The sequence below is a fragment of the Allokutzneria oryzae genome, from assembly GCF_042429765.1.
Classification (GTDB): Bacteria; Actinomycetota; Actinomycetes; order Mycobacteriales; family Pseudonocardiaceae; genus Allokutzneria; species Allokutzneria oryzae.
In genome coordinates, this window is record NZ_JBHLZU010000002.1 from 316,832 (window position 1) to 336,295 (window position 19,464).

The 19,464-nt window shown below is 71.2% G+C and carries 20 protein-coding genes; 5 read left to right on the top strand and 15 right to left on the bottom strand.

The window, feature by feature from the left end:
• Positions 1-69: 69 nt before the first annotated feature.
• On the bottom strand, positions 70-1,380 hold the full coding sequence (locus tag ACFFQA_RS01840) for an aspartate aminotransferase family protein (RefSeq protein WP_377849746.1): 1,311 nt from the start codon (positions 1,378-1,380) through the stop codon (positions 70-72).
• Positions 1,381-1,388: 8 nt separating this feature from the next.
• Positions 1,389-2,231, bottom strand: a complete 843-nt coding sequence (locus tag ACFFQA_RS01845) for a nitrilase-related carbon-nitrogen hydrolase (protein WP_377849747.1) — start codon at positions 2,229-2,231, stop codon at positions 1,389-1,391.
• 184 nt (positions 2,232-2,415) lie between these two features.
• On the opposite strand from ACFFQA_RS01845, the gene ACFFQA_RS01850 reads away from it, so the two are divergent.
• Positions 2,416-3,783 carry an aminotransferase class I/II-fold pyridoxal phosphate-dependent enzyme gene (locus ACFFQA_RS01850; RefSeq protein ID WP_377849748.1) on the top strand — a complete coding sequence of 456 codons (1,368 nt, stop codon included), beginning with the start codon at positions 2,416-2,418 and terminating at the stop codon, positions 3,781-3,783.
• A 314-nt stretch (positions 3,784-4,097) separates the two neighbouring features.
• Here the strand turns inward: ACFFQA_RS01850 and ACFFQA_RS01855 are convergent, their stop codons facing one another.
• Positions 4,098-4,379 carry a hypothetical protein gene (locus ACFFQA_RS01855; protein ID WP_377849749.1) on the bottom strand — a complete coding sequence of 94 codons (282 nt, stop codon included), beginning with the start codon at positions 4,377-4,379 and terminating at the stop codon, positions 4,098-4,100.
• A gap of 252 nt (positions 4,380-4,631) precedes the next feature.
• Here ACFFQA_RS01855 and ACFFQA_RS01860 point away from each other — a divergent pair, with 252 nt between their 5' ends.
• Entirely contained in the window at positions 4,632-5,021 is a 390-nt protein-coding gene (locus ACFFQA_RS01860) for a hypothetical protein (RefSeq protein ID WP_377849750.1), read from the top strand.
• 17 nt (positions 5,022-5,038) lie between these two features.
• Entirely contained in the window at positions 5,039-5,374 is a 336-nt protein-coding gene (locus ACFFQA_RS01865) for a DUF3817 domain-containing protein (RefSeq protein ID WP_377849751.1), read from the top strand.
• A gap of 264 nt (positions 5,375-5,638) precedes the next feature.
• Here ACFFQA_RS01865 and ACFFQA_RS01870 read toward each other — a convergent pair whose 3' ends face one another.
• From ACFFQA_RS01870 to uraD, 12 genes are all read right to left on the bottom strand, one after another.
• Positions 5,639-6,220, bottom strand: a complete 582-nt coding sequence (locus ACFFQA_RS01870) for a nucleotidyltransferase family protein (protein WP_377849752.1) — start codon at positions 6,218-6,220, stop codon at positions 5,639-5,641.
• Positions 6,217-7,335, bottom strand: a complete 1,119-nt coding sequence (alc, locus tag ACFFQA_RS01875) for an allantoicase (protein WP_377849753.1) — start codon at positions 7,333-7,335, stop codon at positions 6,217-6,219. Before alc ends, ACFFQA_RS01870 begins: the two co-directional genes overlap by 4 nt.
• Positions 7,332-8,663, bottom strand: coding sequence for an allantoinase AllB (allB, locus tag ACFFQA_RS01880; RefSeq protein WP_377849754.1), 1,332 nt, complete (start codon positions 8,661-8,663; stop codon positions 7,332-7,334). Before allB ends, alc begins: the two co-directional genes overlap by 4 nt.
• Complete coding sequence (locus ACFFQA_RS01885) at positions 8,633-9,022, bottom strand: allophanate hydrolase-related protein (RefSeq protein ID WP_377849755.1); 390 nt, start codon at positions 9,020-9,022, stop codon at positions 8,633-8,635. Before ACFFQA_RS01885 ends, allB begins: the two co-directional genes overlap by 31 nt.
• A 14-nt stretch (positions 9,023-9,036) precedes the next feature.
• Positions 9,037-10,083 carry an XdhC family protein gene (locus tag ACFFQA_RS01890; protein WP_377849756.1) on the bottom strand — a complete coding sequence of 349 codons (1,047 nt, stop codon included), beginning with the start codon at positions 10,081-10,083 and terminating at the stop codon, positions 9,037-9,039.
• Positions 10,084-10,181: 98 nt separating this feature from the next.
• On the bottom strand, positions 10,182-12,488 hold the full coding sequence (gene pucD / locus ACFFQA_RS01895) for a xanthine dehydrogenase subunit D (protein WP_377849757.1): 2,307 nt from the start codon (positions 12,486-12,488) through the stop codon (positions 10,182-10,184).
• Positions 12,485-13,846 carry an 8-oxoguanine deaminase gene (locus tag ACFFQA_RS01900; RefSeq protein WP_377849758.1) on the bottom strand — a complete coding sequence of 454 codons (1,362 nt, stop codon included), beginning with the start codon at positions 13,844-13,846 and terminating at the stop codon, positions 12,485-12,487. The genes pucD and ACFFQA_RS01900 overlap by 4 nt, the downstream gene beginning before the upstream one ends.
• Positions 13,843-14,325 (bottom strand): (2Fe-2S)-binding protein, encoded by a 483-nt coding sequence (locus tag ACFFQA_RS01905; RefSeq protein ID WP_377849759.1) that lies wholly within the window; start codon positions 14,323-14,325, stop codon positions 13,843-13,845. Before ACFFQA_RS01905 ends, ACFFQA_RS01900 begins: the two co-directional genes overlap by 4 nt.
• Entirely contained in the window at positions 14,316-15,194 is an 879-nt protein-coding gene (locus ACFFQA_RS01910) for an FAD binding domain-containing protein (RefSeq protein ID WP_377849760.1), read from the bottom strand. The genes ACFFQA_RS01905 and ACFFQA_RS01910 overlap by 10 nt, the downstream gene beginning before the upstream one ends.
• Before the next feature lie 19 nt (positions 15,195-15,213).
• Positions 15,214-16,071 carry a factor-independent urate hydroxylase gene (gene pucL / locus ACFFQA_RS01915; protein WP_377849761.1) on the bottom strand — a complete coding sequence of 286 codons (858 nt, stop codon included), beginning with the start codon at positions 16,069-16,071 and terminating at the stop codon, positions 15,214-15,216.
• Position 16,072: 1 nt separating this feature from the next.
• Positions 16,073-16,408, bottom strand: coding sequence for a hydroxyisourate hydrolase (gene uraH / locus ACFFQA_RS01920; protein ID WP_377849762.1), 336 nt, complete (start codon positions 16,406-16,408; stop codon positions 16,073-16,075).
• Positions 16,405-16,908 (bottom strand): 2-oxo-4-hydroxy-4-carboxy-5-ureidoimidazoline decarboxylase, encoded by a 504-nt coding sequence (gene uraD, locus ACFFQA_RS01925; protein ID WP_377849763.1) that lies wholly within the window; start codon positions 16,906-16,908, stop codon positions 16,405-16,407. The genes uraH and uraD overlap by 4 nt, the downstream gene beginning before the upstream one ends.
• Before the next feature lie 243 nt (positions 16,909-17,151).
• Here uraD and ACFFQA_RS01930 point away from each other — a divergent pair, with 243 nt between their 5' ends.
• A complete protein-coding gene (locus ACFFQA_RS01930) occupies positions 17,152-18,681 on the top strand; it encodes a PucR family transcriptional regulator (RefSeq protein WP_377849764.1) in 1,530 nt (509 codons plus the stop codon).
• Between the two features lie 20 nt (positions 18,682-18,701).
• Positions 18,702-19,463 (top strand): 3-oxoacyl-ACP reductase FabG, encoded by a 762-nt coding sequence (fabG, locus tag ACFFQA_RS01935; RefSeq protein WP_377849765.1) that lies wholly within the window; start codon positions 18,702-18,704, stop codon positions 19,461-19,463.
• Position 19,464 lies beyond the last annotated feature (1 nt).

A 19,464-nucleotide genomic window follows, 5' to 3' on the forward strand; every position in this document is an offset into this window, starting at 1 on the left:
CTGCCGCCATTCGCGGGCTAATGGACCTCTTCGCGGCGCGGGACACGTCCATAAGCCCGCGAATGGCGCTCATGCCGTCACCTCCGCGTTGGCGACGGTGAGGGCGTGCCGGAGGACTCGCAGGCCCTCCTCGGCCTCGGTGCGGGTGAGGGACAACGGCGGAGCCAGGCGCAGCACGTTGCCGTGCAGGCCGCCCTTGCCGATCAGCAGGCCGCCCTCGCGCGCCGCGTTGAGCGCGGCCGTCGCCGCTGCGGGCGCCGGGTCGAGCGTGCCGGGCTTGACCAGCTCCACGCCGATCATCAGCCCCTTGCCGCGCACGTCCGCGACCACGGGCAGCTCGGAGCCTGCCGCGCGCAGCTGCTCGATCAGCCAGCCGCCGACCTCGCGCGAGTTCGCCGGGAGGTCGTTGTCCAGCAGGTACTTCAGGTTCGCCAGGCCGGCCGCCATGGTGATCGGGCTACCGCCGAAGGTGGACAACGAGTTGGCCTGCAAGCAGTTCATCACCTCGGCGCGCGCGATCACACCGCCGATGGACGAGCCGTTGCCGATGCCCTTGGCGAAGGTCACGATGTCCGGCGTGACGCCCTCGGGCGCGTGCGCCTGCCAGCCCCAGAAGTTCTCACCGGTGCGGCCCCATCCGGTCTGCACCTCGTCGCTGATCCACAGGATGCCGTGCTCGTCCAGCACCTCCTTGAACGCGCCGTAGAGCCCGTCCGGCGGCACGCTGAACCCGCCGACGCCCTGGATCGGCTCGGCGATCAGGCACGCGACGTTCTTCGCGGTCTGGTCCAGCACCTCGCGCAGGTCGGCGACGCACGCGGCGATGTACTCGTCGGTCGGCAGGTCCTTGAACGGGCTGCGGAAGCTGTTCGCGCCGTGCACGTAGAAGGTCTGGAACGGCGACAGGCTGGTCGCCGACCACGCCGAGTTGCCGGTGATCGACACCGCCGAGAACGAGCGGCCGTGGTAGCTGTTGCGCATCGCCAGCACCTGGTTGGACCGGCGGTAGCTGGTGGCCAGCAGCAGCGCGGCGTCGTTGGCCTCGGTGCCGCTGGTGGTGAAGAAGACGCGCGCGTCCGGGATGCCGGACACCTCGGCGATCTGCTCCGCCAGCTCGACCATGTGGCGGCTCATGTACACCGTGGAGGTGTGCAGGATCTTCCCGGCCTGCTCGGTGATGGCCTTGGTGACCTCCGGCAGCGCGTGCGCCGTCATCGTGGTCAGGATGCCGCCGAAGAAGTCCAGGTAGCGGTTGCCCTCGGCGTCCCAGACGTGGCGGCCCTCGCCGCGGTCCAGCTCGATGGGCGGGTCGTAGTAGGTGGCGATCCAGCTCGGCATGACCGCCTGGTGGCGGGCGTAGAGGTCAGCGTGCGTTCCCATGGTTGTGATCACGCCTCCGTCAGCGGGCCGTAGGCGTCGGGGCGGCGGTCTCGGTAGAACGCCCACTGCTGACGCACTTCGTCGATCAGGTCCAGGTCCAGGTCGCGCACGACCAGCTCCTCGTCGTGCGCGCTGGCCACGTCGCCGACGAACTGCCCGCGCGGGTCCACGAAGTAGCTCGTGCCGTAGAAGTCGTTGTCGCCGTACTCCTCGACGCCGACCCGGTTGATCGCCGCGACGAAGTACTCGTTGGCCACGGCGGAGGCGGGCTGCTCCAGCTTCCACAGGTAGGCCGACAGGCCGCGGCTGGTGGCGGAGGGGTTGTAGACGATCTGCGCGCCCGCCAGGCCCAGCGCGCGCCAGCCCTCGGGGAAGTGCCGGTCGTAGCAGATGTAGACGCCCACCTTGCCGACCGCGGTGTCGAACACCGGCCAGCCCAGGTTGCCCGGCTTGAAGTAGTACTTCTCCCAGAAGCCCTTGACCTGCGGGATGTGGTGCTTGCGGTACTTGCCGAGGTAGGAGCCGTCGGCGTCGATCACCGCGGCGGTGTTGTAGTAGAAGCCGGACTGCTCGACCTCGTAGACCGGCACGACCAGCACCATGCCGGTCTCCTCGGCCAGCGCCTGCATCCGCCGCACGGTCGGCCCGTCCGGCACCGGCTCGGCCCACTTGTAGTGCTCCGGCTCCTGCACCTGGCAGAAGTAGGGGGCGTTGAACACCTCCTGGAAGCCCATGATCTTCGCCCCCTGCGCGGCGGCGTCGCGGGCGTACTTCTCGTGCAGCTCGATCATCGACTCGGCGTCGCCGGTCCACTTGGTCTGGACGAGCGCCGCGCGCACCACATTCGCCATGCCAGAGCTCCCTGGAGGGTGGGCGGTAGAGGGTGTAGAACCTATGAAGCGGAACACACTGGTGCAATACGCTCTTTGTTACTGAACAAAGTTTCACCCGCGTGTCACAAGGCTTGCCAGGACCTCGGGTGCTTCGGCCACACTGGGACCCCACACGCGACCAGGGGCCAGGTCTGGAGTGTTGATGGACGCTGACCTCACCCGCCTCGCCGCGGCCGTCACCGACACCTCCGCCGGGGGCATCGCGGCCACGGTCAACCGGCTCATCCGCGGCGGGGACCTGCCCGTCGGCACCCGCCTGCCCACCGTCCGGGCGCTGGCCCGCGCCATCGGCGTCAGCCCGACCACGGTCAGCGAGTCGTGGCGCTCGCTGGTCCGCGTCGGCGCGATCGAGACCCGCGGCCGCAACGGCACCTTCGTCACCGAGCAGCAGCGCCGCGCCGAGCCCGCCCGCTTCTGGCGGCTCGCGGGCGCGACCGGCCGCTTCACCAGGGACCTGTCCGCGGGCGTTCCCGACCCGGAGCTGTTACCACCGCTGGGCCCGGCCCTGGCCCGCATCGACGGCCAGCCCCCGCTGTCCGGCTACCTGGACGCGCCGGTGCTGCCGGAGCTGGAGCGGTTGATCCGGGAGTCGTGGCGGGGGACCTGCGACCCGCAGGAGCTGACCATCGTCAACGGCTCGCTGGACGGCATCGACCGGATGCTCAGCCAGCTGGTGGCGCTCGGTGACCGGGTGGTCGTGGAGAACCCGACGTTCCCGCCGTTCCTGGACCTGCTGGACGCGGTGGGCGCGACCCCGCTGCCGGTGCCGATGGACGCGGAGGGCCTGCGCCCGGACGCGCTGCGCGCCGCCCTCGCCGAGCAGCCGGTGGCGCTGCTGATGCAGCCCCGCGCGCAGAACCCCACCGGCACCAGCATGACCGCCCGCCGCGCCGACCAGCTCGCCGCGGTCCTGCTGACGGCCCCGAACGTGGTGGTGGTCGAGGACGACCACGTCGGCGAGGTCGCGGTGGCCGAACCGGTCAGCCTCGCCGGCCTGCTGCCGGAGCGCACCGTCCGCGTCCAGAGCTTCTCCAAGTCCCACGGCCCCGACCTGCGGCTGGCGGCCCTCGGCGGCCCGGCCCGCCTGGTCGGCCCGCTGGTCGCGCGCAGGCACCTCGGCGCGGCGTGGTCGAGCAGGTTGCTCCAGGAGGTGCTCGTGGGCATGCTCACCGACCCGGGCAGCATCGCGGCGGTCGCCAAGGCGCGCGTGGTCTACGCCGAGCGGAGAGAGGCGCTGCGCCGGGCGCTCGACGTCAGGGGGGTGAGCTCCATCGGCGCCGACGGGATCAACCTGTGGGTCGATGTCGACCGGGAGCGCGAAGCGCTGGTTCTGCTTGCCGCCCAAGGCATCGGGGCGGCTCCGGGCTCCCCGTTCCTGGTCCGCTCGACGGGCCGAAGCCACCTGCGCGTCACCACGGCGGTGCTTCCACTGTCCGAAGTGGACCACGTGGCCGACGCGCTCGCCGAAGCCGCGCGCCCCTACCCGCCGTACAACTCCGCCGCCATGTGACGCGGGCCGGTGCGGGGACGGCGCGAAAGCCACAACGCGGTGGGCGGCACCAGGTCACTGGCATCGCCGCCCACCGCGTGGGGGCCGCTCATCGTGGCTACTCCCTCGGCGTCTCCCGTTCCGCCGGGGCGCGCGAGGGGCCGGAGCGGCCGAGCTGATCAGGCAACTGTGGGTGGACTGCTGGGGGCGAGCTCACCCGCGCTGCGTTCGGCGCCGGGTGGGTAAGGGGTCACGCGGCCACGGCCGCAGCCATCGCGGTGTGGGTGCCGCGGTCATGGGCGAGCGTCGTTCCGCGCCCGCCCGGACGGCCTCGGTCACCACGTGGCACGCTCACAAGCCCTGCGGGCCACGTAGGCCGTGACCCCGCTGTCCAGGAGTTCGTCGACGCACCGCTCGAAGTAGTAGTCGGAGTAGAACCCGCGCTCTCCGAAGTAGCACGCGTTGTCGTGGCTGCGGTCGGTGGTGACGCCCTCGCGCTCCAGGTACTTCAGGCACTGGCTGATGTCCGCCGACGCCGCTGGTGCCGCGATGACGGGCAGGGCGAGCGCGGCGAGTGCGGCGACGGTGAGCTGGGCCACTCGTGACGTGCGGGACACGACAGAAACCTCCTGCTGTTCGCGATTGGGGCCGCTTTCAGCTCACCCGTGTTTTCCTTGTGCCGCAAAGAAATCCACCCCGCAGGGGTTAGTCACTCCGATGCGGGGTGGGAAACGGTGGTCACGCGGTGTCCCGGTCCTGACGCTGTGTGCAGCCCTGGGCCGATCGTGCGTTGATCTTCACCGGACGGGAGAGGTCCGCCTTGCCCTACCGTCACGCGTTCGCCCAATAGGGCGGTGTACGGTCAACATGTGCTCGCCAAGCTCGTGACCCCCCGCTGGCTGGTGCTTCACGTGCTCGCCGTCCTCTGGGTCGTCATCTGCTGCGCGCTCGGCTGGTGGCAGTGGGAACGGTCGCAGTCCGCGGGCGGGAGCTTCCTGAACCTCGGTTATGCCCTCCAGTGGCCGCTGTTCGCGCTCTTCGGCATCTACATGTGGGTCAGGACGGCGCGGATGGAGCTGGCCGAGGAACGCGTCGCCGAGGAGGGCGGACCCGCTCCGGAGCCCGTCGTCGCGGCCCCGGCGAAGCCGACCAGCTACGGCAGGCGCCCGGCGCCCGCCGCCGCCCACGAGGCCGATCCCGAGCTCGACGAGTACAACCGCTACCTCCGCGAACTCGGTTCGCGCGACACCACGCCCTGACCCGGGAGACAGACGAGATGACCCAGCAGCACGACACCGAGGCCCCGGTGCACGCCAAGGCCCTGCAGCGGTTCCGGGTGATGGCCTACGTGGTCGGCGTCGCGCTGCTGGCCCTGGTCCTGGCCATGATCCTGCGCCTGGGCTTCGACCTGCCGCAGTTCTCGGCGATCATCGCGCCCGCGCACGGCTTCCTCTACGCGGCGTACCTGCTGGTCGCCTTCGACCTCTCGCAGAAGCTCAAGTGGTCGATCAAGGGCACCCTGCTCGTGCTGATCGCGGGCACGATCCCGTTCGTCTCCTTCTACGCCGAGAAGCAGGTCGTCCGCCGCGTCAACGCCGGCGAGAAGCTCTAACCCCCTCCTGGCGGCCCCCAGCACTCCGACGCCCTGCGCTCCGCATCGGCTGACGTGGTCGAAGTTTTCGCGTTTTGTAGGCTTAATGCGCGAAAGAGCGCTCTCATTTCGCGTTAAGCCTACAAAACGCGAGCTGCGCGGTGGGGTGAGTGTGCGTTCCGCTGGTTCTCCGTTCGACCCTGCGCTGGAGGACTTGCGCGGCACGGTCCGAATCCTGATCGCGCCCGTCGTCCCACCCGGGCCCGGCGTCCAGTCGGTGGGGCGTTAGAGGCGGAGGTCCTCTGGGCGGTCCACGTCCGCGCCGTCGGCCACGTCGTCGCAGGGCACCAGGGTCGGCGGGAAGGCGCGCAGGTAGTCGCGCGCCCCTCGGTCCCCCGTGGCCGAGGCCGCGACCCCGGCCCAGTGCTCCCGGCCGAGCAGCACGGGATGGCCGCGCTCGCCGCCGAAGGAGGCCGCCGCGAGCACGCCCGGGGCGGCCAGCTCGCCGACCCGCTGGAGCGCCGCCACCGTCATCCCCGGCAGGTCAACCGGCAGCACCAGCACCGCTGCCGCCCGGCAGGAGATCAGCGCCATCAGCCCGGCCCGCAGCGAGGACCCCATGCCCGTGGCCCACGCGTCGTTGCGCACCACAACCGCGCCCGGCAGTGCCGCGCGGGCTCGGACCTCGTCGGCCCGCGCCCCGAGCACCACGGCCACTGGGTCGGCCCCCGCGTCGCGCAGGAGCCGCGCGGCCCGCTCCACGAGCAGTTCGCCGTCCAGCTCGACCAGTGCCTTGGGACCGCCGTAGCGCACGCCCGCGCCCGCGGCCAGCACGATCCCGGCCGCCGGGTAGTGACGCGCGCTCATCCGAGGATCATCGTCAGTTCCTCCGGCAGCCGCGCGGCGGGTCTGGCCGCGACCAGCTCTGCCGCCGCCTGGTCGGTCAGTCCGCAGTCTCCGGTCAGCACGGTGACCGCCTGGTCCGCGGGCAGCAGGTTGAACCAGCTCAGCGCCAGGCCGGTGGCCGCGTCCTCGGTCAGCCTGCCCCATAACCGGAACCGCGCCACCCCGCCGTCGGGGTGGATGTCGAGCCGGACGTGGGTCATCGGCCGGTCCCCGGTCAGCCGGAACCGGTGGCGGGTGTCCGGCTGCACCTTGGCCCGCTCCAGCAACGGGAACCACGAGTCGGGGTCATCGGGGTTCTCGCTGCCGCGCAAGGTGATCGAGTAGGGCGCGTTGCCCTTGTAGTGCAAAGTGGACAGTTCGACCACCTTCGGCACGGCGGCCCCCGCCAGGCGGATCACAGCCCAGTCGTTGCCCTCGCCGCGTCGTCGCGCGGTCTCCCAGCCGTCGCTCATGAACCTTGACTCGCCGGGCTGCAACATGTTGTTGGGCGGGGAGAAGAAGCTGTCGCTGCACGTGACGGTCCGGCCGCCGTTGTGCAGCGACACCAGGTCCAGCGGCAGGTCGGCCAGCTCGCGCGGATCGGGCAGCGGCTCGCCGTGCACGCGCAGCCGTGCGACACCGCCGTCGGGGTGGATGGTCAGCCGGACGTGGGTGAAGCGCTGCGAGGTGGAGACGGGGAAGGAGTTGGCGGTGTTGCCCTGGAGCGGGCTGAGCGGCACCAGCTCGACCCACGGGTGGTCGTCGAGCTCCTCCGGCGAGGGGTAGCCCTCCACGGCGGTGGCCTCCACCGTGCAGCTCTCCGGGTAGTTGCCGACGAAGAACGCGGTGTCCACCACGACGGACCTGATCAGGCCGGGCGCGCCGAGCCGGACGACCACCCAGTCCTGCCCCGGCTCGCCGCGCCGCCGCCGGGTCTCCCAGCCGTCGTACTCCTGGCCCTTGGGGGTGAAGGTGTGCGGCCGGAAGGTCGGCGGCTCCACCTTGATCAGGTTCTCCTTCTCGGCGAAGAACTCGTCGTTGGCGGCGATCACCGAGCCGCCGAGCGAGCGGGCGGCGAGATCGGGCAGGTCCGTCACCGGGGGTCCCTCCTGAGCAGTTCTCCAACGGGGGCCTGGCCTGCCGGGGTGCCGCGCAGCCAGGTCTGGGTCACCACACCGCGCAGGGTTCGGCCCGCGTACGGCGTGACGGGGTTGCGGTGCAACAGTTCCCCGGCCTCCACGGTGAACTCGCGGTCCGGGTCGAACGCGACGAGGTCGGCGTCCCTGCCCACCACGATGCCGCCCTTGCGGTCGTCCAGACCGACGAGCGCGGCGGGTCCTGCGCTCATCCACCGCACCACGTCGGCGAGCTCGTGGCCACGGCGCCTGGCCTCGGTCCACATCGCCGACAGCCCGAGCTGGAGCGAGGAGACACCGCCCCACGCCGTCCCGAAGCTGCCGTCCTTGAGCTCTGTTGTGCAGGGGGAGTGGTCGGAGACGACGCAGGTGATCGTGCCGTCAGCCAACGCGCGCCACAGTTCGTCGGCGTTGCCGCGGTCACGGATCGGCGGACAGCACTTGAAAGCCGTCGCGCCGTCGGGGATCTCTTGCGCGTCGAGGGTGAGGTAGTGCGGGCAGCTCTCCGCGCTGACGGTGGACGAGCGGATCTCCGGCAGCGCCGACGCGGAGGACAGGTGCAGCACGTGGACGCGTGCCCGCGCCCGCTGCGCGAGCCCGGCGAGGCGGGCGATCGCCTTGTCCTCGGCGCGCGGAGGACGTGATGCGAGGAAGTCCGCGTAGTCGTCGCTGTCCGGGGCCTCAGCCAGCTCCGCCGGGTCCTCGGCGTGCACGACCAGCAGCGCGTCCATCCGCCGCAGCTCGGCGAGTACCTCGGGGAGCTCCGCCCAGGACAGCGGCGGGAACTCGTCCACTCCGGACGGTGAGGTGAAGCACTTGAACCCGAACACCCCGGCCTCGTGCAGCGCGCGGAGCTCGCCGGTGTTGCCCGGGATCGCTCCACCCCAGAAGCCCACATCGACATAGCACTTTCCTTGCGCCGCAGCATGTTTGACCTCAAGTGCCGCCATGTCCACTGTGGGCGGCAGCGAGTTCAGCGGCATGTCGATCAGTGTGGTCACGCCACCGGCCGCCGCGGCGCGGGTGGCCGACGCGAAGCCCTCCCACTCCGTGCGGCCCGGCTCGTTGATGTGCACGTGCGTGTCCACCAGGCCGGGCAGCAGGGTGAGATCACCCAGGGCGGCCTCGCTGCTCGTCTCCAGTGTGGACTCGTAGTCCTCGATCGCCGCGATCCGGCCGTCCAGCACGCACACCGCCGCCGCTCGGACGCCGTCCGGAAGGTGCACCGCGCGCGATCGGACGACCAGGTCGTAGGTGGTCACGAGGTAGTGCTCCGCGTCGCGCACCACGCGCGCCAGTCGCCGATCTCCGAGATGTCGATCAGCTGGTCGGCCCCGCCGTAGGACTTGCGCAGAACCGTTGCCAGACAGGCGGTCCCGTCTTCCAGCTCGATCACGCCGAGTTCCAGTTCGGCGGGCTCGGCAGGCAGCAGGTGGTGCAGCAGCGTCTCCAGGGGCACGTCGTAGACCTCGCCGACGACGCTGTGCCCGCCCTCACCGACCTCGTGCATGGCGGGGAAGCGGTTGCCGACCGAGAAGTACCGGTACTTCGGTGCGCTGCGCGCGATCCGCACCGGCTCCGCGCCCTGCAACTGGTGGTGCAGTGGGCCGCCGCGCATACCGCCTCCGTTGAGGAACAGCAGTGCCATACCCGCCTCCGTGTTCAGCCGTGCCGGTGTATCGGTCCATCCACTTCGGACAGTGGTCGTCCAGTGCCGCCGTGGTGGGCCGCGACTATCTCCGCGGCGATCGACACGGCGGTCTCCTCGGGGCTGCGCGCGCCCAGATCGAGCCCGATGGGTGAGCGCAGTCTCGCCAGGGCGTCCTCGCGCACGCCGGCGGCACGCAGCCGTTCCAGCCGCGCTTCGTGAGTGCGCCGCGAGCCCAGTGCGCCGACGAAGGCCAGCGGCATCCGCAGCGCCTCCACCAGCACGGGCACGTCGAACTTCTCGTCGTGGGTGAGCACGCAGACCACGGTCCTGGAGTCGGTGTGCGTGCTCGCCAGGTACCGGTGCGGCCACTCGACCACCACGTCGTCGGCGTCGGGAAACCGTTCTGTGGTGGCGAAAACCGCTCGCGCGTCGCAGATCGTCACGTGATAGCCGAGGAACCGGCCGATCCGCGCGACGGCTCCCGCGTAGTCCACGGCGCCGAACACCAGCATCCTCGGGGCAGCGGCGATCGACTCCACGAAGACCTCCGTCCCGTCCGGCAGCGTGCGCAGTCCCGTGCTCGCGGACAGCAGCATCGAGCGCGCCACGGAGAGCGCTCCCGGCAGCTCTTCGCCGACGTGGTGGTCTGCGAAGACCGCCACCTCCTTGCCGACGGCCTGGCCGTCGAGAGCGGTGACCAGCGCGACCGACTGAGCGCTCCCCGCGGCCTCGACCGCGGCGGTCATCGCGGCGGATCGTCCACTTCGGACGAACACCTCGATCTCGCCGCCGCAGGTGAGGCCGACCGCGAACGGGTCGCCCTCGGAGCTGGCGAAGCTGTGCCGCACGGTCCCGCCTTCGGCGAGAACCTGCTGCGCGAGCTCGTACACGGCGCCCTCGACGCAGCCGCCGGAGACGCTGCCCACCACGTGCCCGTCGCCGCGCACGGCCATCGCGGCACCGGGGCTCCTCGGGGCGCTGCCCCGCACGTCGATCACCGTCGCGACCGCGAAGTCACGATCACCCCACCGCGCGATCTCCCCACTGATCTCCCGCACGCTCCCACCTCCTCTCCCAACGTTCCCCTCCGGCCATTCGCGGGCTTATGGACCTTTCTGAGCGCGCTCGCACGTCCATAAGCCCGCGAATGGCGGGGTTAGGTGCCGGTGATGTGTTCGGGGCGGACGGGGATCCGGGTGAGAGCGACCTCGGTGGCGGCGCGGATGGCGGCCACGACGGCGGGGGTGGAGGAGATGGTGGGCGGCTCGCCGACCCCTCGGAGGCCGTAGGGGGCGTGCGGGTCGGCCAGCTCCAGGACGTCGATGGTCATCGGCGGCATGTCCAGGATCGTGGGGATCAGGTAGTCGGTGAAGGACGGGTTGCGGACCTTGCCGCCGGAGAGCTGGATCTCCTCCATCACCGCCAAGCCGAGCCCCTGCGCGGACCCGCCCTGGATCTGCCCGACCACGGCGTCGGGGTTCATCGCCTTGCCGACGTCCTGCGCGCACGCCAGCTCCACCACGCGCACCAGCCCGAGCTCCACGTCCACGTCCACCACGGCACGGTGCGCGGCGAAGCCGTACTGCACGTGCGCGTTTCCCTGGCCGGTGAGCGGGTCGATCGGGAAGGTCGGGCGGTGGTGGTACTCGCGGGTCTGCTCGACCGCCTGTTCCCCGAGGACCTCCGCGAGGTCGGCGAGCACGCCCCGGCTCGCGGAGACGACTTTTCCGCCTTCCAGAGCCAGGTCGTCGCCACCGAAGCGCTGCCTGGCCAGGTCGAGCACCTGCTCGCGGACGGCCGCGCACGCAGCCTGCACGGCTCCGCCGGTGACGTAGCTCTGCCGCGACGCCGAGCTGGAGCCCGCGCTGCCCACCGAGGTGTCGGCGGGCTGGATGGTCACCCGTTGCACGCCCAGTTCGGTGCGGGCGATCTGCGCTTGGAGGGTGACCAGCCCCTGGCCCACCTCGACGGCCGCGGTGTGCACCATCGCGACGGGTTCTCCACCGATGACCTCCAAGCGCACGCGCGCGGTCGAGTAGTCGTCGAAGCCTTCCGAGAAACAGATGTTCTTGATGCCGACGCCGTAGCCGACGCCGCGCACGACACCTTCGCCGTGCGTGGTGTTGGACGCTCCGCCCGGCATCGTCCGGATGTCCACTTCGGACGAAAGTTCCGCTGGGAGCGGTTTGTCCCTGACCCGCTCCAGCAACTCGGCGACGGGAGCGGCGGAGTCGACCAGCTGCCCGGTCGGCATGACCGAACCCTCGGTCATCGCGTTGCGCAGACGGATCTCCACCGGGTCAACGCCGATGGCTTCAGCGAGCTTGTCCATCTGGGACTCATAGGCGAAACATGCTTGTACAGCACCAAAACCACGCATCGCGCCGCACGGTGGGTTGTTGGTGTAAGCGCCCCATGCCTCGATCGTCGCATTGGGCACGTTGTACGGACCGACGCCGAGCGTCGCGGCGTTGGCGACGACCGCACTGGTGCTGGACGCGTACGCACCGCCATCGAGGTACATCTTCGCCTTGACGTAGACGAGTTTCCCGTCGCGGTCGGCACCGTGCTCGTAGTGCATGACGGCGGGATGCCGGTGGACGTGGCCGAAGAAGGACTCCTCGCGCGAGTAGACCATCTTCACCGGCTTTCCCGTGTGCAGCGCGAGCATGCAGGCGTGCACCTGCATCGACAGGTCCTCGCGAGCCCCGAACGCGCCACCGACCCCGGCGAGGGTGATCCGCACCTTGTCCTGCGGTAGGTTCAGCGCGGGTGCGATCTGCTGCTGGTCGACGTGCAGCCACTGGGTCGCGACGTACAGGTCGATGCCGCCGTCCTCCGCTGGTACCGCCATCCCGGACTCGGGCCCAAGGAAAGCCTGGTCCTGCATGCCGACCTCGTAGGTCCCGCTGACCACGACCTCGGCGGTCGCGTCCTGGTCGCCGTGCCGGATCGGCACGTAGCGCACGAGGTTCCCGCCCTCGTGCAGCTTCGGCACGTCCGCACCGAAGATCGCGACCTGGGCGTCGGTGACCGGCTCCAGGACCTCGTAGTCGACCACGATCGCCGCGGCGGCCCTGCGCGCGGTCTCCGGGTGGTCGGCGGCCACGATCGCGACCGCTTCCCCTTGGTAGCGAACGACATCCACGGCGAGCACGGGCTGGTCTATGTGCTCAAGCCCGTACGCGTTCTGGCCAGGGACGTCCTCGTGCGTCAGCGCCGCGTGCACACCGGCGATCGCCAGCGCCGGGCCGACGTCGATGGACCGGATCCGGGCATAGGGGTGCGGAGTGCGCAGCGTCGCGCCCCACAGCATCTCGTCAGCCCACAGGTCCGAGGAGTAGGCGAACTCCCCGCGCACCTTCAAGGCCCCGTCCGGCCGCAGCGGGCTCTCGCCGACACCACCGGCGATGGGCGTGGTCAACGGCGGGTTCGCCGTCCGAGTCGTCTGTGCGCGGGTCATCCTGCCGCCTCCGCTCGCTCGGCGAGGACCTCGCAGGCCGTCTCCAGGTCTTCTGCCAGCTGCTGTTCGTCCACAGTGGTCAGTTGACCCAGCCGCACGACCGGGTCGCCGCCGACCAGCAGCAGCTCCAGCGGCGGCAGCGAGCCGAGCACCAGGGCCGCGAGGGGATCGGCGATCCCTGCGTGTCCCAGGCCGTCCACGCGCCACACCGCGATGTCGGCCTGCTTGCCGACCTCCAGGGAACCGATCTCGTCGGCCCGGCCGAGGCAGCGCGCGCCGCCCATCGTGCCGAGCCACAACGCCTCACGCGTGGTGAGCGCGGTCGGACCGTTGCGCAGCCGTGCGACGAGAAGCGACTGCCGCAGCTCCTCGCCGAGTCCGCCCGCCTCGTTCGACGCGACACCGTCCACGCCGAGCCCCACCGGGCAGCCCGCGTCGAGGAGGTCGCGCACGCGCGCGATGCCCGCGCCGAGTCGTGCGTTCGAGCTGGGGCAGTGCGCGATGCCGGTTCCGGTGGCACCCAACCGCCGCACTTCCTTGTCGGAGAAGTGGATTCCGTGCGCCAGCCACACATCCGGCCCGAGCCAGCCGAGCTTGTCCGCGTACTCCAACGGAGTGCAGCCGAACTGCTCGACGCAGTGCTCCTCCTCGTCGACCGTCTCGGCGAGATGGGTGTGCATCTGCACGCCGTGTCGCCTGGCGAGCGCGGCGGCTTCCCGCATCAGCTCCTCGCTGGCGGAGAACGGCGAGCACGGGCCGACCGCTACCCGCACCCGTGCTCCCGGAGCGGAGTCGTGGTAGTCGGTGATGGCCTTGTCAGTTGCCAGCAATGCCTGCTCGGTTGACTCCACAATGGAGTCCGGCGGCAGGCCACCGTGCGACTTGCCTCGGTCCATCGAGCCGCGCACCGCGTGCAGCCGCGTACCGACCCGGTTGGCGCCGTCGACCAGCACGGCCATCAGGTCGCCGCCGCCCGGCGGAAATACGTAGTGGTGGTCGGCGGCTGTGGTGCAACCGGACTTGGCCATCCACGCCAACCCCGCGCTCGTGGTCGCGTGCACGATCCGTTCGTCGATGCCCGCCCACACCGGGTACAGCGCCACCAGCCACTCGAACAGCGTTGCCTGCTGGGCGAATCCGCGTGTCGCCCACTGGTAGAGGTGGTGGTGGGTGTTGACCAGCCCCGGTGTCACGAGGCAGCCGGAGCCGTTGACAACCTGGTCACCTTCGCGGGTCTCCGCCGCGCCCTCGCCGACGGCGACGATCACGCCGTCCTGCACCACGACGTGCCCGGAGGCGTGCTCGGTGCCCGCCGCGTCCACGGTCGCGACGAACGCGCCGTTGATGACTGTCCTCATCGCGCCGCCTCCCCGTCTCGGGCGTGGGCTGCTGCGGTGTGCACAGCGTCGATGATCTTCTCGTAACCCGTGCAGCGGCAGAGGTTCCCGGCAAGAGCCTCACGGATCTCCGCGTCCTTCGGGCACGGGTTGCGCCGGATGAGGTCGTGCGCCGCGACGATCAGACCGGGCGTGCAGAAGCCGCACTGCACCGCACCGCGCTCCACGAACGCACGCTGCACCGGGTCGAGCTCGTCCTCCGAGCCCAGGCCCTCCACCGTGCGGACCTCGCGGTCCTGGACCTGGCCCGCCGCGACCAGGCACGCGCACACCGGAGTGTCGTCCAGGTACACCGTGCACGAGCCGCATTCGCCTTGCTCGCAAGCGTTCTTCGCGCCGGGAAGGCCGAGCCGCTCGCGCAGGACGTAGAGCAGGCTCTCGCCTTCCCACACGTCGTCGGCCGTGCGCTCCTCGCCGTTCACCGTGAACTTCACGCGCATGCCGTCACCTTCCCTTCGCAGTAGTCGTGCCAGGCCCAGCCGAGCGTGCGGCGGGCGAGCACGGCCAGGGCGTGCCGCCGGTAGGCGGCGCTGCCCCGAACGTCGTCAATGGGTCGTGCCGCGCTGCCGACGAGCTCGCCGAACCGGCGCAGCACGGAGTCGGCCAGCGGAGCGGGAGAGCGCCACAGCGCCGACAGCTCCCCGGCGATGTAGTCCTCCGCGTCGCGGGCGCGGAGTGGAACCGGGGCGGCCGAACCGACCCCGGTGCCGACGGTTCCGCTCGACGGGTGAAGCGCCAGCGCGAACGAGCACACCGCGATCACCATCGCGTTGCGCGTTCCCACCTTGGAGAACTGCTGCGGCCCGTCGGCGGGTGGCAGGACCACGGCGGTGATCAGCTCGTCCGGTTCGAGCGCGCTTCGCTTGACTCCCAAGTAGAACTCGGTGATCGGGATGGTCCGCGCTCCGCGCACCGACGCCACCTCGACCACGGCGTCGGACGCCAGCAGCGGCGGGTGCGAGTCACCGGCGGGGGAGGCCGCTGCGAGGTTGCCGCCCACGGTCCCCCGGTTGCGGATCTGCGGCGAACCCACCGTGCGCGCGGCCATCGCCAGGCCGGGCAGCCGGTCGCCCAGCTCGCCGATCACCCGCACGTACGGTACCCCGGCGCCGAGCCGGACCCGTCCGTCCACTTCGGACCACTCGGCGATCTCCCCGACGCCGTTGAGGTCCAGCAGCGCCGGTGGCCGCCTGCGGTCGAAGTTCAGTTCGACCATCACGTCGGTGCCCCCGGCGATCGGCACCGCCTCGGGCATGTCAGCCTTGGCGCGCAAGGCCTCCGCGAGGGTCGCGGGGCGGATGAAGTCCACTGCGGACTCCTTTCTCAAGTCACCAGGCCGAGTGCTGCTCTGGCAGGTCGTCGCGGCGCACGGTGCCCTCGATCAGCCCGTACGGCCGGTCGGCGGCGTAGAAGACCTCGTTCGGGTTGTCCAGCCCGAACGGCGCGAGGTCGACGAGGAAGTGGTGCTTGTTCGGCAGCGCGAGGCGGATCTCGGCGATGCCCGGCTGGTTGTCCAGCACCCGTTGTCCCATCGCGTACAGGGTCTGCTGAAGCGAAAGGCTGTAGGTGTCGGAGAACGCGGCGAGCAGGTCGTTCCTGGCCTGCTCGTAGGACTTCGCCCAGTCCGAGGGCAGCGCGTCGTGCCGCCACCTCGCGTCCACGGCCGTGGCCAGGATGCGGTCGGTGGTCTCCGGCAGCGTGGTGTACCCGTCCTTGACGTAGCCCCAGAACTCCGAGTCCGTGGTGTTCATGACCGTCAGGCCGGTGAGCCCGGAGACCACGTGCACGCCGCCCTCCGCCCACGTCACCGTCGCCGTCCTGGTCCCGGAACCGTTGCGCACGAAGGAATGCGGCCGCTGCTCGACGCGGTCCCAGGTGTACTGCTCGAACGCCACTCTCGCGCGGTGGATCGCGGGCTGCGACCGCACGAAGTGCTCGCCGAGCCGCAGCCCGAACTCCTCGATCTCGCCGACGCCGTCGCGCGCGAAGGCGTAGACGGTGTTCTTCTGCGTGTCGGTCGGCAGGACGTGGGCGTTGCCACCGGTGAGGTGCGTGTCGGTCAAGTCGCCGGAGAGGGCGACGCTGACGTTGAGGTCGGTGACCCGGTGCCGCTCGCCGTCGAGGTCGACCCGGACCAGCCGCACCTCGGCCTTGCCGTACTGGTTGCCGCCGAGCGTGATTGCCATGTCAGCTCCCCCGGTAGGTCGAGTACGCGTACGGGCTCAACAGCAGCGGCACGTGGTGGTGCCGCGAACCGTCCGTGATCACGAAACTGATGGTGACCTCGGGGAAGAACACCGGAAGGTTCTGCCGCACCAGGTAGGAAGAGGTCTCGAAGACCAGCCGGTAGGTCGCGGGCGGCACCTCGACGGAGGGTCCCCAGTCGGTGATCCGCCCGTCGGAGTTGGTCTTCGCCGCGGCCAGCGGCTCCCAGTCGGACCCGCTCAGCCGCTCCAGCCGCACAGCCATGCCCGTGGCTGGCAGTCCGCTGCTGGAGTCCAGCACGTGCGTCGAGAGGCTCATCCCGCCACCAGCTTCCGCAACCGCAGCTCCACGATCCTGCCCAGCTCCTCCCGCACGACCGCGCGTTCGGCGGTCTCGTCGTTGTCCAGCCGGTCGTTCAGCCCCGCCAGCACCTGCGCCGCCGACAGGCCGGTCGCGCAGATCAGGAACACTTGGCCGAACCGCTGTTCGTAGGCGATGTTGCCCGCGACCAGCTCGGCCCGCACCCTGTCGTCCTCGGTGGCGGCCGCGGCCTGCTCGCCCCGCGACCAACGCGCCTCGCGCCCCGGGCCGTCGGAGAGTTGGCCGATCCGGGGATGCGCGTCCACAGCGACCCGCAGCTCGGCCCAGTCCAGCTCCGCCAGCTCCTTGGCGGACGCGGCGACCAGGGCTTCGACGTCGGGGTACGGGCGGGCGAGAGCGACCCGTTCCGCCCACACGGGGCTCGCGCAGCAGGCGAGCAGCTCGGTGCGCGCGTCCGGCTCCGGGCTGGCGTTGAACTCGTCGAGGACGGTGGGCAATGTCCCTCCTGGCGGCCGAGAGCGTTCGAGTACACACGGGTCGTCCTGGTCGCGACTATGGCGAGAAGGCATGAACGTGAGCGCGCAGCCGGGTGAGGCTTTCGTAACTTCCTCCAAAGCCCGGGCTCGCACCGCCTCGGCGGGCCGGGGGCGTCCGCTACGCCAACCGGCCGCGACACGGGGTGAGCGGGCCGGGTCGCCGGTAGATTCGGGCAACCGAGACGGAGAGGCGAACCGACGGCGATGTTGCTGCGCACGCTGCTGGAGGCGGCTGACCTGCACCTTGCCCTGCTCGTCGGCTCCGACCAGCTCGACCGGCCGATCAGGTGGATCTACACCACCGACCTGCGCGACCCCAGCCGGTACCTCTCCGGCGGGGAGCTGGTGCTCACCGGCCTGGTGTGGCGGCGCCGCGCCGAGGACTCCGAGGAGTTCGTCGCCGCGCTGGCCGCCGCCGGGGTGACCGCGCTCGCCGCGGGGGACGCCGAGCTGGGCGCGGTGCCCGCCGACCTGGTGGAGGCGTGCCGCAGGCACGGCGTGCCACTGCTGGGCGTTCCGGTCGACGTCTCCTTCGCGACGATCACCGAACGGGTGGTGCTCGCGCTGGCAGGGGAGCGCGGGGAGCTGGACTGGCACCGCCGCATGGTCGCCGCTGCGGTGGAGGGTGGCGGGCCGTCCGCGGTGCTGAAGCTGGGCGCGGCGCGGCTGGGCGCCGACTGCTGGGTGCTCTCGCCCTCCGGCCGGGTCGTCGGCGGCAGCGCCCCACCCCCGGCTGCCGCGCGCAGGCGCTCATTGGTGCAGCAGTTCCTGCACGCCGACCGGCTGCCCAAGACCGCACGCGACCGCGCGGGCGGCGCGATGTCCCTGCTGCCCTCGGCCAGCAGGGCGGGGCAGCGGCTGGCGAGCTGGTTCCTGGTCGTCGAGGGCGACCACGAGCAGTGGGACGCCGCCACCAGCGCGACCGCCACCGAGCTGGCCACGCTGATCGCCCTGGAGCGCTCGCGGCGGGAGGAGCGGCAGCGGCTGGAGAGCAGGCTCGCCGGGCCGCTGCTGCTGTCGGCGATGCACGGTGAGGTCGAGGCCACCGAGGTGGACGCGCGGCTGGGCGTGCTCGGCTTCGCCAGGGGGGAGCCGCTGTGCGTGCTCGCCGCGACGACCTCGGGCGGCGGGCCGGGGCTCGCGCCGATCGTGCTGGGCGAGCTCGTGCACGGGGCACCGGCGCGCGGCCTGGTCGCGGTGGCAGGACAGGAGGCGCTGGCGCTGCTCTCCGCCGACGCCGAGGGGCTGGCCGCCGCGCTTGAGGAGATCGCCGAGGCGGTGCGCACGGTGGAGCAGGGGCTCGGCGACGCGCGCCTGGTCGTCGGGGTCAGCGGGCTGGCGACGGTCGGCGGCCTGCGCGCCGCCGTCGAGGAGGCCAGGCAGGCGCGGCGGCTCGCCGAGCACCGGCCGGGGCGGGCGAAGGTGGCCACCGCCGCCGAGCTGGCCTCGCACCTGCTGCTGCTGGCCACCGTGCCGGACGAGCTGCGGAGGTCCTTCCGCGCCAAGCTGCTCGGGCCGCTGCTGGACTACGACGGCGCGCACAAGGGTGAGCTGGTGCAGACCCTGCGGGTGTTCCTGGACTGCGCCGGGTCGCCGACCAGGAGCGCGGCCCGGCTGCACGTGCACGTGAACACGCTGCGGTACCGGCTGAGCCGGATCGAGGAGCTGACCGGGCGCGACCTGGGCTCCTTCCACGACCGGGTGGATCTCTACCTTGCCCTTGAACTGGGCTGACTACTGAGAGGGGCCGACTGGTGAGCACATTGCGGGGACGGATCGCCATGGTGACCGGGGCGGCGAGGGGGATCGGCGCGGCCACCGCGCGCACCCTCGCCGAGCAGGGCGCCGCGGTCGCCGTGGTGGACCTGGACGAGTCCGCCTGCGCGGAGACCGTCGGCGCGATCACCTCGGCGGGCGGCAGGGCCATCGCCGTCGGCGCGGACGTCTCGAAGCGCGAGGCCGTCGAGCGCGCGGTCGAGCGGGTCGTCACCGAGCTCGGCGGGCTGCACATCCTAGTCAACAACGCCGGGGTGATCAGGGACAACATGCTGTTCAAGATGACCGACGACGACTGGGACACGGTCATGGACGTGCACCTGCGCGGCGCGTTCCTGTGCAGTCAGGCCGCGCAGGAGCACATGGTCGAGCAGCGCTACGGAAAGATCGTCAACCTGTCCAGCACGTCGGCGCTCGGCAACCGCGGCCAGGCCAACTACGCGGCGGCCAAGGCAGGCATCCAGGGCTTCACCAAGACCCTGGCGATCGAGCTCGGCCCGTTCGGGGTGAACGTCAACGCGGTCGCTCCCGGCTTCATCGCCACCGACATGACGGCCGCCACCGCGAGCCGGATCGGCGTGGAGTTCGAGACCTTCCAGAAGGCGGTGGCCGACGCTGTGCCGCTGCGGCGGATCGGCAGGCCGGAGGACGTCGCCAGCGTGGTGGCCTTCCTGGCGAGCGACGGCGCGTCCTTCGTGACCGGCCAGGTGCTCTACGTCGACGGCGGACCGAAGGGCTGAG